The organism is Streptomyces sp. NBC_00094, from assembly GCF_026343125.1.
Lineage (GTDB): Bacteria > Actinomycetota > Actinomycetes > Streptomycetales > Streptomycetaceae > Streptomyces.
The window spans coordinates 2,237,176-2,251,951 of the sequence record NZ_JAPEMB010000001.1; the positions used below are offsets into that span (position 1 = coordinate 2,237,176).

Sequence of the window (14,776 nt, forward strand, 5' to 3'; positions counted from 1 at the left end):
AGAAAAGTGGACGAACCGGAGGAGTCGACATCATGCCCGCCATTCCCGCCACCTCCGTCGCCAACCTCCGTGACCTCGGCGGCCTGCCCCTCGGCGCCGGGCGCGCGGTCCGTCCCGGCCTCGCCCTGCGCTCGGCGCAGCTCGACCGGCTCGATCCGGCCGAGCCGGTGGTGGCCGGTCTGGGCGTCCGTACGGTCGTCGACCTCCGGACGGAGAGCGAGCGCGGCGACCGGCCGGACCGGCTTCCGGCCGGCGCGCGGCTGCTGGTCGCGGACGTGCTCGCCGACCATCTGGCCGTCAGCGGGCTGCCGCCGGCCGCCCGTCTGAAGATGCTGCTCACCGACCCGGCGCTCGCTGAGGAGCACCTCGGCGAGGGCCGGGTGCGGGCGGCCTTCGCCCGCACCTACCGGACCTTCGTGTCCGGCGACTCCGCCCGCGCCGCGTACCGTGCGCTGCTGATCGAGCTGGGCACTCCGGGCGCCGGTCCCGTGCTCTTCCACTGCTCGGCCGGCAAGGACCGGACGGGCTGGGCGGCGACGGTCGTCCTGTCGCTGCTCGGTGCGGACGAGGAGACGGTGCTGGCCGAGTACCTGGCGGTCAACCCGGCGGTACGGCAGGCCTTCGCGCCGATGATCGAAGGGTTCACGGCCCAGGGCGGCGACCCCGAGCTGGCGCTCGACCTGATCGGCGTCCTGCCGGAGTACCTGGCCGCGGGGCTCGACGAGGTGGCGGTCCGGCACGGCTCGATGGAGAAGTACGTACGGGAGGGACTCGGCGTTCCGGACGAGGTGACGGCGCTGATCCGTGAACGGCTGACGGTGCACGCGGCCTGAGGGGTGTCTCGGGGTGATGTGTCGTGGCCGGGGGCCCGGGGGCCCGGGGGCGTGGGGGCCCGGGGGCCCGGGGGCGTGGGGGCCCGGGGGCCCGGGGGCGTGGGGGCCCGGGGGCGTGGCTGGGGCCGGGGGCCGGGGGCGTGGCTGAGGCCGGGGGCCGGGGGCGTGGCTGAGGCCGGGGGCCGGGGGCGTGGCTGGGGCCGGGGGCCCGGGGTGACCATCGGAAGAATCGCTCGTTCTGCTGAACGTGAGCACCCAGGATCTCGTCCCCTCGCCCGTGGGTCCCGTCGACGTCGAGCAGGCCGAGGCCGCGCTCGTCGAGCGCTATCCGCGTCTCGTCCGCATCGCCTATCTCGTGCTGCCGCCGACGCTCGGCCGCAACCGCCGGGTGCTGACCGCGCACGCGCTCGTCCAGCGCTCGCTGCCGCACCGCCGGGTCCCGGGTCCGGCGGTCCCGGCGGCCCGGCTCGCCGAGGACGCGGTCGATCCCGGCTACGCGTACGTACGGGGTGAGGTGCTGCGGCAGGCGCTGATCGCCGGGCTCCCGCTGCGGTGGCGCGCGCTGCCGCGCCGGGCCCAGTTCCCGCCGCTGCTGCCGCAGGTGTGGGGCCTGCGGGTCTTCCCCCGGGTGGGCGGCGCGGACGAACTCGCCCTGGACCAGCGCCTGTCCACCCTCTCGGGCCCCGGCCGGGCGGCCTACGTGCTCCGCGGCCTTGAACGCCAGGGCGACCCGGAGGTGCTGCGGGTCCTGGCCGCGGCGGGCGTCACCGACCCGGCCTCGGCCCTGGCGGAGGCGGACGCCCTCGATGCGACGGAGGCCGACGCGGTCACGGCCGGGGGCGGCGGCGAGGGGCGGGGCGGAGACGCGGGGGGCCTCGGCGGAGCCGGTGGCGCCAGGGGGATGGGCGCCCCTGGCGGAGCCGGTGGCTCCCTCGCCGGTGGGCCGGACAGCCGGGCCGCGCGGGTCGGCGAGCAGGGTGGGCCCGGCCGGGCCGGGAGTCCCGGCAGGGCGGACGAGCTCGGGCGGCTCGCGGACGCCTGGACGAGCGGTGAAGGCCCCGGCCCCGCAGGGGAGTCCGGAGGCTCCGGCGGCGCGGCCGGCGCAGGGCAGCCCGTCGGTGTCGACGGGGGTGACCGGGGCGGTCGGGTCCGGCGGTCCGCAAGGTTCAGCGGGGCCGCCCTGCTGGAGTCTCCGGAGTTCGACCCCTGTTCGCTGCAGGCACGGCCCACCGATCTGCTGCGGCGGCGGCAGCACGCCCGGGCCGCGCTCGTCGCCGTCGCCGCGCTCGTGGTGTGCGGGACGCTGCTCGGACTGCCCGGTGACGGGTGGGGCAGAAACGGTGCTGCGCCCTCGTACGCCCGTAACCCCGCCGCGGAGGCCGCCCTCGATCCGGGTGCCGTCAAGCGGGTGTCCGCCGCCGCCTGGCCGGGGTCGACCCGGCAGGACTTCTCCGTGTGGCCCGCGCGCGGCGGTCTCACCGGGGACCGCCCGCTGCTGCGGCGGGCGCTCGCGGTGTGGGCGCGGCCCGGCCTGTCCGTGCGGTCCTCGGCGACGCCCGGGACGCCCGTCGGGCCGCCGATGGGGCCGCCGCAGCTGCTGTTCGCGGGCGTGGTGGACGGGGCCCGGGTGGTGCTGTTCCACGACGGGCTGCGGGCCGTGCGGTACGCGGAGCCGACGGCCGGTACGGCGGGCGCCGCGCTGGACTTCGCGCGGACGGACGCGGCCGACTCCGTCGGTTCGGCGGCCCTCGTCCTCTCCCGGGCCTCGGGCAACGTCCGCTATCTGACGGCCCCTTGGGTACGGGATACGGCCGTACGGGACCTGCTCGCGCCCGAGAAGGAGCCGTGGCCGCTGGCCCGGGACGCGTACGGGGTGACCGAGCCCGTACCGAGCCCCGCGCAGGCGAAGGACTGCGTCCGCTGGAACTCCCTCCAGGTACGGGACGGTTCGGGGACGCGGCTCCTCACCGACCTGGGCGAGCTGGCCCCCGCCCGGCTCCTGTGGGGGCCGCCCGCCGCGCCGGCGGACGCGACGGGGAAGGAGGCGCGGGAGGCGTGGGCGCGGACGGCGTGCCAGCTGACGGCCGTACGGGCGCACGGGGTGCGGTCGGTGAACGCCTGGCGGTTCGCGCACCAGCCGCTGCCGGAGGGCGCCGGGCGCGGCACCTGGGTGTGCACGCGCGCGGAGACCTGGCGCGGCACCGGCAGCAGGGTCCTCGCCCAGTTCCTGGTCCCGTCCCCGAAGGCACCGGCGGCGCTCGCGGCCCGCTCCGAGGGTTCGCCCGCCTGCGGGGTGCGGGAGCCCCGGGTGCTCGCGGGCGTGCTGTGGCAGGCTCCGGGCGGCGGGTGGTACGTCCTGGCCGCGGGCGGCCCGGACTTCGCCTCGCTGGAGGTCTCGGGCGGGGTCGAGGGCCGCTCGGAGGGCCCCGTCCTGGCGGTGAAGGCGAAGGCGGGAGCGCGGGCCGACCTGGACGGCGTCCTGCGGGACGGGACACGGGTGGCCGCGCTGCGGTGACCGTGGACGCGGGCCCCTACCGCGGCTCGGTGAGCGCGGACACGAACCCCACCGCGCCGCGGTGGGCGTGCGCGCGGGCCCCCACTCCGCCCGCGCGGCCACCATGCGCCCCGTACCGCCGAAAATGCGGCGCACAGGCCTGTTGCCATCCCCCTACCCCTCAGTACATTGACGTCATGTCTAATACGCAGCCTGCACCGGTGGCGTCGGAGCACGTCGAACTCAAGGCCCGCAAGGTCTCCTTCGACTGGGAGGAGACCCCGCTCCACTGGGTTCCCGGCGACCCCTTCACCACGCACACGATCAACGTGCTGCACCTGCTGCTCCCGGCGGGCGAGCGCTGGTTCGTGCACGTCTACAAGCAGGCGCTGCCGTACATCACCGACGACCGGCTGCGCGAGGACGTCATCGGCTTCATCGGCCAGGAGGCCATCCACTCCCAGGCCCACGACGACGTCCTCCCCCACCTGCGGAAGCTGGGCCTCGACCCCACCCCGTACACCGCGCAGGTCGACTGGTTCTTCGAGAAGCTCCTCGGGGACCGGACCCTGCCGCCCGGCCGGCCGCGCCGCTGGTGGCTGATGGAGCGGGTCGCGATGATCGCCGCCATCGAGCACTACACCGCCTTCCTCGGCGACTGGGTCCTCAACGCCGACGAGCTCGACCGGCGCGGCGCCGACCCCGTCATGCTCGACCTGCTGCGCTGGCACGGGGCCGAGGAGGTCGAGCACCGCTCGGTCGCCTTCGAGCTCTTCATGCACCTCGACGGCGGCTACCGGCGCCGCGCCCGCACCTGGGCGCTCGCCTTCTCCGCGCTCGTCTTCCTCTGGCAGCGGGGCGTCCGCTTCTTCATGGAGAACGACCCGAGCCTCCTCGACCCGAAGGCGTCCTTCGCCGACTTCGTCCGCAGGGGCCGGCAGGGCGTGCTCCCCTCCACCCCGGCGATGCTGCGTTCCATACCCCGCTACCTCAGCCGCGCCTACCACCCCTCCCAGGAGGGCGACACCGCACAGGCGATGGCCTACCTCGCCTCCTCCCCCGGCGCCAACGGAGGCCGCTGATGCCCCGGTTGACCACCGTCGCCCTCGCCGCCGGGGCGGCCGCGCTGCTCGTCCGTCGCGCCGTGCGCGGCCGGATGTCCTCGGCCCCGCTGTGGCCGATGCCCGCCCTCGACGTCCCCGTGTCGGGATACGGCCGCGGCAGCACCGTCCCCCGCAAGGTCCTCGTGACGGGCCGCTCCACGCCCGCCGACGGCGTCGTCGAACTGCGCCTGGAGGGCGCCGGTCTGCCCGCGTGGCAGCCGGGCGCGCATGTCGACCTCGTCCTGCCGTCCGGACTCGTGCGGCAGTACTCGCTCTGCGGCGACCCGGCGGACACCGGTACGTACACCGTCGCGACGCGCCTGATCGAGGACGGACGGGGCGGCTCGCGCGAGGTGCACGAACAGCTCCACGAGGGCACGGAGATCGAGATCCGGGGCCCGCGCAACCGCTTCCCGCTGGTCGAGGCCCCTTCGTACGTCTTCGTCGCCGGCGGCATCGGCATCACCCCGGTCCTGCCGATGGTGCGCGCCGCCGAGGCGGCCGGGGCGGACTGGCGGCTCGTGTACTGCGGGCGGAGCCGGGCGACGATGCCGTATCTGGAGGAGGTCGAGGGGCTGGGCGGCGGCGAGCGAAGCGAGATGGGGGTCCCCCCGACCGAAGGCCGGGGGGATGTCACGGTCGTCGCCGAGGACGAATCCGGCTTTCCCGAGCTGGGGTTCCTCGCGCACCTGCCCGTCGAGACGGCCGTCTACTGCTGCGGCCCCGACGGCCTGATGGACGCGGTCGGTACGGCGCTGCCGGAGGGCCGGGCGCCGCGCCTCGAGCGCTTCTCGGCGGCCGCGCCGACCGGCGGCACCGCCTTCGAGGTCGAACTGCGCCGCTCCGGACGTACGGTGACGGTGGCGGCCGACCAGACGGTGCTGGCGGCGGTCCGCGAGGAGCTGCCGGGCATCACGTACTCCTGCCGGCAGGGTTTCTGCGGGACCTGCCAACAGCGGGTCCTGGAGGGGGAGGTCGACCACCGGGACGAGCTGCTCACCGACGCGGAGCGGGACGGTTCGATGCTGATCTGCGTCTCGCGCTGCACGGGGAAGCGGCTCGTCCTGGACCTCTGACCGGGCGACCGGGGCGCTACGGCAGGATCAGCCAGTCGAAGGCGAGCGCGGCGGCCAGGCCTCCCACCAGGAGCCAGGTGGCCAGCCGCGTACGGCCGTTGCGGGAGAGCTCGATCACGACGCCGCAGAGGATCATCGCGAGGCCGTACACACCGACGACGAGGACGGACGTACGGCTCGCGAGGCGGATCGCCAGGACGACGGCGAGCGCGACGAGCAGGACGGAGGCGGCGGCGACGCGGAGCCGCCGCGCCTGCTGGGGGGTGAGACCCGAGGCGGGGACCTCGGGTATCTCGTCGATCTCGTCGATCTCGCCGGCCTCTTCGATCTCGTCGGCCTCAGCTGCATCCTGGTCGGAAGCGCTCGTGACTCCTCCCCTCGCGAACGGGGGGCTTCTCCCTCGCGACCGAAGTCCCGTGGGACGGCCAAGCCCTGACCGCTGCCGAAGCAGACAGTCAGCGTACTACGCCACAGGAGCGCGAAGACCCCCTTAGGCTGTTCGTATGACGACCGGGGTGCGCCGCAGGATGGGCGTCGAGGAGCGCAAGCAGCAGTTGATCGGGGTGGCCCTCGAACTCTTCGGCCACCGCTCTCCCGACGAGGTGTCCATCGACGAGATCGCCGCGGCCGCGGGGATCTCCCGGCCGCTGGTCTACCACTACTTCCCCGGCAAGCAGAGCCTCTACGAGGCCGCGCTGCGGCGGGCGGCCGACGAGTTGGCGGCCCGGTTCGTGGAGCCGCCGCAGGGCCCGCTGGGGGCGCGGCTGCTGCGGGTGATGGGCCGGTTCTTCGATTTCGTGGACGAGCACGGGCCGGGCTTCGCGGCGCTCATGCGCGGCGGTCCCGCGGTCGGTTCCTCCACGACGAACGCGATGATCGACGAGGTGCGGCAGGCCGCGTACGAGCAGATCCTGGCCCATCTGAAGGTCGAGAGCCCGTCGGCCCGGCTCGAACTGGTCGTCCGGTCCTGGGTGTCGCTCGCCGAGTCGACGGCCCTGCTGTGGCTGGACGGCCGCCGGGTCCCGCGCGCGGAGCTGGAGTTGCAGCTCGTGCACGACTTCGCGGCGCTGGCGGCGGTGAGTGCCGCGTACGACGCGGAGATGGCGGAGATCCTGGTCGGCATCCTCGCCGACGAGCCGGCCGACGGCCCCTTCGGGGAGCTGGTGGCCCGGCTCGTCTCCCTCGTCCCCCCGGCCGTGGCCGGGGCCGTCGCCGAGGCCGTCGCCGAGCCCGGGGCCGTCGTCCCCGATCAGCGCTTGCGGTAGGACGATTCGAGGTCGCGGATCTCCACGGAGAGCCGGACGTTCTCGGTCGCCTTGACGTACTTCGGCAGCAGGGCGAGGACGGCCTTCGAGAGCCGCGCCTTGGCGTCGTCCGTGCGGCCGAACAGCAGGGCGATCTCGACATGGACGATGACGTCCTCGGTCGAGCCGTCGCCGACGACCGTCTCCTCGACCTCGCGGAAGCGGGTCTTGCAGGCGTCGAGCGTGGCGTTCACGGACTCGACGACGAGCGGGTGCAGGGCGAGCGCGAAGCCGCGCCGGTCGAGGGGCGCGGAGTAGTCGACGGTGATCTGCGGCATGGGGTCACTCCCGGGCGGGGGGTACGGCTGTCGGATGTCTGGCCACACCTTTACGGTGACCGTCATGACGACACAAGTGACCTTCCGGCAGGCGGACGAACAGGATCTGGACCTTCTGGTGGGGCTGTTCGACGGGCTGGCCCACTGGATGGTGCGGAACGGGATCGACCAGTGGAAGCCGGGCGCGAAGAGTGCGGAGCACTTCCGGGGGCGTATCGCCGACGGTGAGGTGTGGCTGGCTCTCGACGGGGGCCGGGCCTTCGGCGCGTACGAGCTGTGGTGGGAGGACGAGCAGGCCTGGGGCCCGCAGCCGCCGGTCGCCGGGTACGTGCACCGGCTGATGACCGACCGGGAGGCGGCGCCCGCCGGGGCCGGGCGGGTCCTGCTCGCCCACGCGGAGGAGCGGATCGCGGCCCGGGGGCGGGCGGTCGCGCGTCTCGACTCCATGACGAACAACCCGCGGCTCCGTACCTACTACGAAGCCGCGGGCTATCTGGCCGTCGGCGAGGAGCCGGGAAAGCTCGCCGCCGACGGCACGCGCTACGGGGTCACGCTGTGGGAGAAGGCGCTCACCCGGCCCTGAAGACCGCCACCGTCCGCGCCGGGACCGTGAAGGTGCCCGAGGCGGCCTCGTAGGAGGCGGACTTCACGACGGTGTCCGAGCCGTTCGCCTGGACCGGGTGGAGGGCGTAGCCGGTGCCCGCCAGGCCGGCGACCTGCTGCGTCCGCTCCTGCGGGGTCGCGTTGAGGACGACGACGAGCTCGCCGAGGCGCATGGTGATCACGCCCGGGGTCTCCTCAGGGCCGGAGAGCGGGAAGGACAGGGCGTCCTGCACCTGCCCGGCCGTGGCCAGCGAGAACGCCGGCTCGGTGGTACGGATCCTCTGCAGGTCGCGGTAGGCGGCGGAGGCGCCGTCGATCTGCTCGCAGCCGACCGTCAGGGCCGGGTTCACGAGCAGCGGCTTCCCGTAGGACCACTTGGCCTTGTTGTCGGGGGCCGGCGGGAGGCCGCGGCCGAAGCCGTTGCCGTCGCGGCAGTCCCAGTGGATCGCGTTGAACCAGTCGCCGCTGTCGAAGGAGTTGCGGTCCAGGGACTTGGAGCGCAGCAGGTCCGAGCCCGCCTGGGCGAGCGCCGGGCCCTGCGAGAGGGTGGCCGTCGCCATGGCGAGGACCTGCATACGGGCGCGGTCCGTGGCCGACGTGCCGGCCGGGAGCTTGAAGGCGAGCGCGTCGTACAGGGTCTCGTTGTCGTGGGCGTCGGCGTAGGCGAGGGCGTCGCCGGGGGCCGCGGCGTAGCCGGCCGGGGCTCCGTTGTAGTCGACCTCGGAGCCCTTGACCGTACGCCCGGAGGTGTCGGTGAAGGTGTACGCGGCGAGGTTGCCGGAGAGGCCGACCTTGATCAGGTCCTGGTAGTGGAGGAGCCGGGCCTTCTGCTGCGCCGGGGTGCCGTTGGCGGTGGAGGAGTTGGGGTCGGTGAAGAGTCCGGAGGCGAAGCCCTGGACGCCCGGGTCCTCGTCGAAGGGGCCGCCGCCGCGGACGGCGTCGCGGGCCCGGTCGGAGAAGGTCGCGATGCCGGTGCCGGCCATGTTCTTCTGGGTGGCCTGGACGAAGCGGGCGTCGTCGGCGATCTCGCCGAAGTTCCAGCCCTCGCCGTAGAGGACGATCGCCTTTCCGTCGACGCCGTCGCGGGCGACGGTCAGCTCGTCCAGGGCCTTCCGTACGGCCAGGATGTTGGCCTTCGGGTGGTGGCCCATGAGGTCGAAGCGGAAGCCGTCGACCTTGTAGTCGCGGGCCCAGGTGACGACCGAGTCGACGACGAGCTTGCCCATCATGGCGTTCTCGGGCGCGGTGTTGGCGCAGCAGGTCGAGGTGGCGACGGTGCCGTCGGCCTGGAGGCGCTGGTAGTAGCCGGGCACGATCCTGTCGAGGACGGACTTGTCGGACTGTCCGGCGGCGACGGTGTGGTTGTAGACGACGTCCATGACGGTGCGCAGGCCGTTGCCGTTGAGGGCCTGGACCATCTGCCGGAACTCGACCGTGCGGCGGGTGCCTTCGGGGTCGGTGGCGTAGGAGCCCTCGGGGACGGTGTAGTGCAGCGGGTCGTAGCCCCAGTTGTAGGCGTCCTTGGCCGCGGCGGCGGAGACGCAGGCCTGCTGCTCCTCGGAGTCGGGGGCGTAGACCTTGAGGTCGCAGGCGGGCGTCGTCTGGTCCGACTTCTTCTCGGGGACGGTGCCGATGTCGAAGGCCGGGAGGAGGTGGACGTAGGAGGTGCCGGAGGCGGCGAGGTCGCGGAGGTGCTGCGAGCCCTTGCTGCCCTGGTCCGTGAAGGCGAGGTAGGTGCCCCGGTGGTCGGCCTTCGCCGTCGGGTCCGCGATCGAGAAGTCGCGGATGTGGAGCTCCTGGATCTGGGCGTCCCGCAGCGGTACGGCGGCGGGCTTCTTCAGCGACGTCCAGCCCTTGGGCGCGAGCCGGGTGTCGGTGAGGTCGACGGCGAGGCTGCGGGCGGAGTCGGTGGTGAGGGCGGTGGAGTAGGGGTCGGTGACCTTGTTGGTGACGACCTTCTGGACGCTGGGGGCCCAGACCTTCACCACGTAGCGGTACGGCTTGCCGGTCCAGGACTTCGGGCCGGTGACGGACCAGACGCCGGAGCTGTCGTCGCGCCGCATGGGCACGGTCCGGCCGTCGAGTTCGAGGGCGACCGACTGGGCGGTGGGGGCCCAGAGCGAGAGGGTGGGGCGGCCGTGGCGGAAGACCGGGCCGAGGGCGGCGCCGGTGGCCTTCTTCGCGTACAGGTCGTCCAGGACGCCCGCGGTCTGGACGCCGGTGGCGGCGAGCAGGGCGCCGTTGGCGGCGCGCTGGGTGGCGATGAGCTGGCCGCGCAGGGACGCGCGGACGCGGTCGGCGTCGCGGGGGTCGAGGGTGAAGGCCGGGTAGTCCTTGAGGTGCGGGTGCTCGGCCTTCTGGGCGTCGGTGAGGGCTGCCGGGTTGAGCCGGAGCCACTGGCCCTCGCTGTCGAGGGCCCCGTCGGTGACGGTGATCCCGCCGTCCTTCGCGTACACCAGCTGCTGGCTGGTGGCGTCGGTGGTCTTCACCTTCCAGACGACGGTGTTCCGGTCGATCCACTGGGCCTCGGCCTTGGTGAGGTCGAGGTTCGGGCTGCCGCCGACGGTCGGGAGCAGGTACTTCTGCTGTCCGGAGAGCGTCCAGATCTCGTGGCCGTAGGTGGCGAGGTCGAGGGACTGGTCGGTGGGGAGGTCCTTCTCGTCGCCCTTGTGGAGGATGTACGAGAGGGAGGTCGCGCCCTCGGTGAGCGGCACCTCGTAGACGGCGCCGTACGCGTCGACGCGGACCGGCAGGACGGGCTTGGACCAGTCGGTGGGCTGGGCGGCGCCGGTCCAGGTGTGGAGGCCCCAGCCGTCGTAGTTCCCGTCGGGCCGCTGGTAGTGGATGACGGCCTTGGTCTTGTCCTGCGGGCCGGCGGCGGGGGCGGTGTCGGACTGGCCGTCCTGGCCCTGGGTGATCCAGACCTCGCCGGTGCGGCCGAGGGCGATGGACCGCTGCGGGCCGTCGGCGGTGCCGTTCTTCTCGACGGTGTACGCGACGGTGGACGCGCCTTCGGGGACCTTGACCCAGGCGAAGGCGCCGTGGGCGTCGCGGCCGGTGAACGCGGCCTCCTGGCCGGCGCCCTTCAGGGTCCAGCCGTCGTAGTCGCCGTCCTCGCGCTTGTAGTGGACGACGGCGTACGTCCGCTCGACGGCCACCGGCTTCTGGGGGGCGGGGACCTGTCCGGCGGTGGTGGCGGCGGTGGCGCTCGCGGTGCGGCCGGAGCTGTCGACGGCGACGGCCTTGTAGCGCAGGGCGGTGCCGGCGTCCGCGGTCACGTGCTGGGTGACCTTGTAGGGGGCGTGGTCGGCGGTGCCGAGGACCTGCCAGGGTCCGTTTCCGGCCTGGGCGGCGAAGACGACCCGGTTGAGGCCTCCGCCGGTGACGTCGGCGGAGAGCTCGACGGTGCCGGTGGCGCCGGCGGCCGGGGCGTCCAGCGACAGGGCGGGCTTGGCGGCGGGGGCCGGGAGGGGCCCGTCGGCCTTGAGGACCAGCGAGGAGAGGGCCGGGACGGTGACGGTGACCTTCCCGTCCTGCGCGGCGACGGCGCCCTGACCCCCGTACAGGGCACGGAAGTCGGCGGAGTCGACGGGGACGGTGACGGTCTTCTCGGTGGTGGCGCTGTTGGTGGCGACGAGGTACTCGGTCCGCGTCTTCGCGTCCGTACGGGAGAAGGCGTAGACGGAGCCCTCGGCGTACCGCTCCTGCTGGACGCCGTCGCGGAGGGCCGGGTTGTCGCGGGTCAGCTTCGACAGGGCGGCGACGGACCGGTACACCGGGTGCGTGGTGTCGTAGGCGTCGGTGGCGTGGGTGCGGTCGGTGCCGAGCTGGTCGTCGTCGAGGTAGTCGGCGGCCTGGGCGGCGAAGAGGGGCTGGCGGGCGTCCTTGTCGCCGCCGGCGCCGGTGAAGCCCTGCTCGTCACCGGAGTAGATCACCGGGTTGCCGCGGGACAGGAACATCAGCTCGTTGGCGAGGGTGGCCCTGCGGACGAGTTCGGCGTCGGAGGCGTTCGGGTTGTCCTGCTTGAGGAAGGTGCCGAAGCGGCCCATGTCGTGGTTGCCGAGGAAGGTCACCTGCTCGTAGGCGTTGGCCTTGTCGGTGGTGTACCGGTAGTCGTCGGCGAAGACCCTGGCGAGGCGGTCGGCGCCGGCGCCCTGGGAGGCGAAGGCGCGGGCCGCGTCCTGGAAGGGGAAGTCGAGGGTGGCGTCGAGCCGGCCCCGGGTGACGTAGGGGGCGGTGACGGTGGTGTCGGCGGAGTAGACCTCGCCGAACATGAAGAAGTCCTCGCGGCCCTGCTTCTTGGCGTACGCGTCGAGGGCGGTGGCCCACTGGGTCCAGAAGTCGAGGTCGACGTGCTTGACGGTGTCGATGCGGAAGCCGTCGATGTCGAAGTCGCGGACCCACTTCTCGTAGATCTTCCTCATGCCGTCGACGACCTCGGGACGCTCGGTCCACAGGTCGTCGAGGCCGACGAAGTCGCCGTACTCGGAGGACTCGCCGGCCCAGGTCGAGTCGCCCCGGTTGTGGTACATCGTCGGGTCGTTGAGCCAGGCCGGGACCTTGGTGTTCGCCTTCTCGACGGGGGTGTACGGGAAGGAGTCCGCGTCGACCGCGCCGATGGCGTTCCGGTCGTCGAAGGGGCGGCCGTCCGCGTCGATGTACGGGTAGGCGCCCTTGGGGCGGTAGCCGTACTTCTGCTCGGCGTAGTCGACGGTGTCGGCGGTGTGGTTGGTGATGACGTCGAAGAAGACCTTCATGCCCTTGGCGTGGGCGGCGGCGATGAGCTTCTTCAGGTCGTCGTTGGTGCCGAAGTGCGGGTCGACCTGGGTGAAGTCGGTGATCCAGTAGCCGTGGTAGCCGGCCGAGGCGTCCTTGCCGACGCCCTGCACGGGCCGGTTCTTGAAGATCGGCGCCATCCAGATGGCGGTGGTGCCGAGGCCCTTGATGTAGTCGAGCCGCTGGGTCAGGCCCTTGAGGTCGCCGCCCTGGTAGAAGCCCTTGTCCGTGGGGTCGAAGCCGGTCTGCGTACGGCTGCCGGTGAGGCCGCCGCGGTCGTTGGAGGTGTCGCCGTTGGCGAAACGGTCCGGCAGGACGAAGTAGAACTGCTCGCGGGTCAGGTCCTGGCGGGTGGGCTGGGCCGCGAGCACCTGGTCGGAGGGCGGGGCGGGGGGCCTGGGCGCGGCGGCCGCGGGGACGGCGGGCACGAGGGCGGCGCACAGGGCAGCGGCCAGTGCGACCGCCGTTCTCTTGCGTGTCACGGGGGTGCTCCCTGGAGGAGGGACGGGGGTGCGGGGGTACGGGTGGGAGGGCCGCCCCGGGTGGGGGCGGCCCTGGCAGGAAGGGAGGCTCAGCTGCGGAAGGTGTCGTTCAGGACGATCTGGCCCGAGGCGGGGACGGTCGCGGTGCGGTTGGCGCCGGACTCCCAGGTGACGTTTCCGGCGGCGTCCTTGCGGACGTACTTGTACTCGAAGGCCGTTCCGGCGGGCAGCGAGACCGTCAGCTTCCAGACCGGGTAGGCGGCCGGGTCGAGCTTGAGGGCGGACGCCGGGGCCCAGTTGCCGAGTTCGGCGCGGTTGCCGGTGACGTAGATGTTCTGGCCGACGACGGTGGTGGCGTTCACGTTGAAGGAGGCGCCGGCGGTGGCCGGCGGCGTCGTCGGCGGGGTGGTGGTGGGCGGCGTGGTCGGGGTGGTGCCGCCGCAGTTCGTCGCGTTCACGTGCAGGGCCACGGCCGTGTTGGCGGCGAGGGTGGCGGTGAACTGGCCGGACGAGTTCACCGTCACGGCGGTGTTCGACTGGACGTCGCAGTAGGCGCCCGGGGCGAGCTGGGTCTGGAAGGTGCGGGTGAGCGCCGAGGACTCGTGGTTGATGGCCACGTAGGCCTTGGTGCCGCGGCCGAACGCGATCGCGTTGTTGCCGTTGTCCCACCAGTCGGTGACGGACTGGCCGCGCGCCGCGTTGCGGAAGCCGACCATGGAGGAGATCTCGCGCCAGGCGTGCTGGCACTTCCAGCCGTCGCTGTAGCAGGCGTTGACCTGGCCGCCGTTGGGCGGTCCGGCGTCCTTGTCGGTCCACTCGTAGCCGGAGTGGACGTCCGGGGCGCCGTAGGGCCAGGCGAGCATGAAGACGGAGGCGAGGGTGTAGTTCGCGCCGTCCTTGTAGCTGAGGGTGTCGCCACCGCGCTCGGTGTCGTGGTTGTCGACGAAGACGCCGGACTGGCCGGAGGGCATGTAGCCCCAGGCCTCGCCGAAGTTCTTCAGGTAGGAGAGCTTCTCGCCCTGGACGATGCGCTTGAGGTCGCGGGCGTAGCGGAACTCCTGGACGTCGCCGTTGCCGAGGTACTCGCTCGGGGAGACGGCCTCGCCGGCGCCGTGGATGGCTTCCAGCTTCCAGAAGGCGTTGGGGTTGGAGAGCCGGGACTTGATGTTGGTCAGGTCGGCGGCCGGCATGTGCTTGGCGGCGTCGATGCGGAGTCCGTCGACGCCGAGCGAGAGCAGGTCGTTCAGGTAGCCCGCTATCTTGCCGCGGACGTACTCCTCGCCCGTGTCGAGGTCGGGGAGCTGGACCAGTTCGCAGTTCTGGACGTTGCCGCGGTCCTGGTAGTTGGAGATCGAGGAGCGGCAGTCGTCCATGTCGGAGCCGGAGTACAGGCCCGGGTAGTCGTACTTGGAGAACGGGGTCCCGCCCGTTCCCGTGCCGGAGCCGTTCGCCATGTGGTTGATGACGGAGTCGGCCACGACCTTGACCCCGGCCGCGTGGCAGGTGTCGATCATGCTCTTGAAGGCGGTGCGGTCGCCGAGACGTCCGGCGATCTTGTAGCTGACCGGCTGGTACGAGGTCCACCACTGGCCGCCCTGGAGGTGTTCCTGGGGCGGGGAGACCTGGACGTATCCGTATCCGGCAGGGCCGAGGCGGTCGGTGCACTCGCGGGCCACCGAGGCGAAGTTCCACTCGAACATCACCGCGGTGACGTCCTTCTCGCCGGGCGGACCGGCCTGCGCCGGGGCGTTGCCCGTGACGGCCACAGCGGCTCCCGCCACGAGGGCGAGTGCAGCTGCCACGGTCTTTCTGGCCATGATTCCTCCT

At 73.0% G+C, this 14,776-nt stretch carries 10 protein-coding genes; 6 read left to right on the top strand and 4 right to left on the bottom strand.

The window, feature by feature from the left end:
* Positions 1–32 precede the first annotated feature (32 nt).
* The 4 genes from OG580_RS09700 to OG580_RS09715 all read left to right on the top strand — a co-directional run bounded on the left by OG580_RS09700 (position 33) and on the right by OG580_RS09715 (position 5,506).
* Positions 33–833: a tyrosine-protein phosphatase gene (locus OG580_RS09700; RefSeq protein ID WP_267043240.1), complete on the top strand. Its 801-nt coding sequence runs from the start codon at positions 33–35 to the stop codon at positions 831–833.
* Between the two features lie 247 nt (positions 834–1,080).
* Positions 1,081–3,348 (top strand): hypothetical protein, encoded by a 2,268-nt coding sequence (locus tag OG580_RS09705; protein ID WP_267043241.1) that lies wholly within the window; start codon positions 1,081–1,083, stop codon positions 3,346–3,348.
* Between the two features lie 176 nt (positions 3,349–3,524).
* Positions 3,525–4,409: a metal-dependent hydrolase gene (locus OG580_RS09710; RefSeq protein ID WP_267043242.1), complete on the top strand. Its 885-nt coding sequence runs from the start codon at positions 3,525–3,527 to the stop codon at positions 4,407–4,409.
* On the top strand, positions 4,409–5,506 hold the full coding sequence (locus OG580_RS09715; protein ID WP_267043243.1) for a PDR/VanB family oxidoreductase: 1,098 nt from the start codon (positions 4,409–4,411) through the stop codon (positions 5,504–5,506). The genes OG580_RS09710 and OG580_RS09715 overlap by 1 nt, the downstream gene beginning before the upstream one ends.
* Before the next feature lie 16 nt (positions 5,507–5,522).
* On the opposite strand, the gene OG580_RS09720 is transcribed toward OG580_RS09715, so the two are convergent.
* A complete protein-coding gene (locus OG580_RS09720) occupies positions 5,523–5,816 on the bottom strand; it encodes a hypothetical protein (RefSeq protein WP_267047950.1) in 294 nt (97 codons plus the stop codon).
* A 193-nt stretch (positions 5,817–6,009) separates the two neighbouring features.
* Between OG580_RS09720 and OG580_RS09725 the strand changes: the two genes are divergently transcribed.
* On the top strand, positions 6,010–6,771 hold the full coding sequence (locus OG580_RS09725) for a TetR/AcrR family transcriptional regulator (protein ID WP_267043244.1): 762 nt from the start codon (positions 6,010–6,012) through the stop codon (positions 6,769–6,771).
* Here OG580_RS09725 and OG580_RS09730 read toward each other — a convergent pair.
* Positions 6,756–7,088 (bottom strand): 5-carboxymethyl-2-hydroxymuconate Delta-isomerase, encoded by a 333-nt coding sequence (locus tag OG580_RS09730; RefSeq protein ID WP_267043245.1) that lies wholly within the window; start codon positions 7,086–7,088, stop codon positions 6,756–6,758. The genes OG580_RS09725 and OG580_RS09730 overlap by 16 nt on opposite strands.
* A gap of 64 nt (positions 7,089–7,152) precedes the next feature.
* On the opposite strand from OG580_RS09730, the gene OG580_RS09735 reads away from it, so the two are divergent.
* On the top strand, positions 7,153–7,671 hold the full coding sequence (locus OG580_RS09735; protein WP_267043246.1) for a GNAT family N-acetyltransferase: 519 nt from the start codon (positions 7,153–7,155) through the stop codon (positions 7,669–7,671).
* Here the strand turns inward: OG580_RS09735 and pulA are convergent.
* On the bottom strand, positions 7,658–12,949 hold the full coding sequence (gene pulA / locus OG580_RS09740) for a pullulanase-type alpha-1,6-glucosidase (RefSeq protein ID WP_267043247.1): 5,292 nt from the start codon (positions 12,947–12,949) through the stop codon (positions 7,658–7,660). The genes OG580_RS09735 and pulA overlap by 14 nt on opposite strands.
* An 89-nt stretch (positions 12,950–13,038) precedes the next feature.
* On the bottom strand, positions 13,039–14,766 hold the full coding sequence (locus OG580_RS09745) for a carbohydrate-binding module family 20 domain-containing protein (RefSeq protein ID WP_267043248.1): 1,728 nt from the start codon (positions 14,764–14,766) through the stop codon (positions 13,039–13,041).
* Positions 14,767–14,776 lie beyond the last annotated feature (10 nt).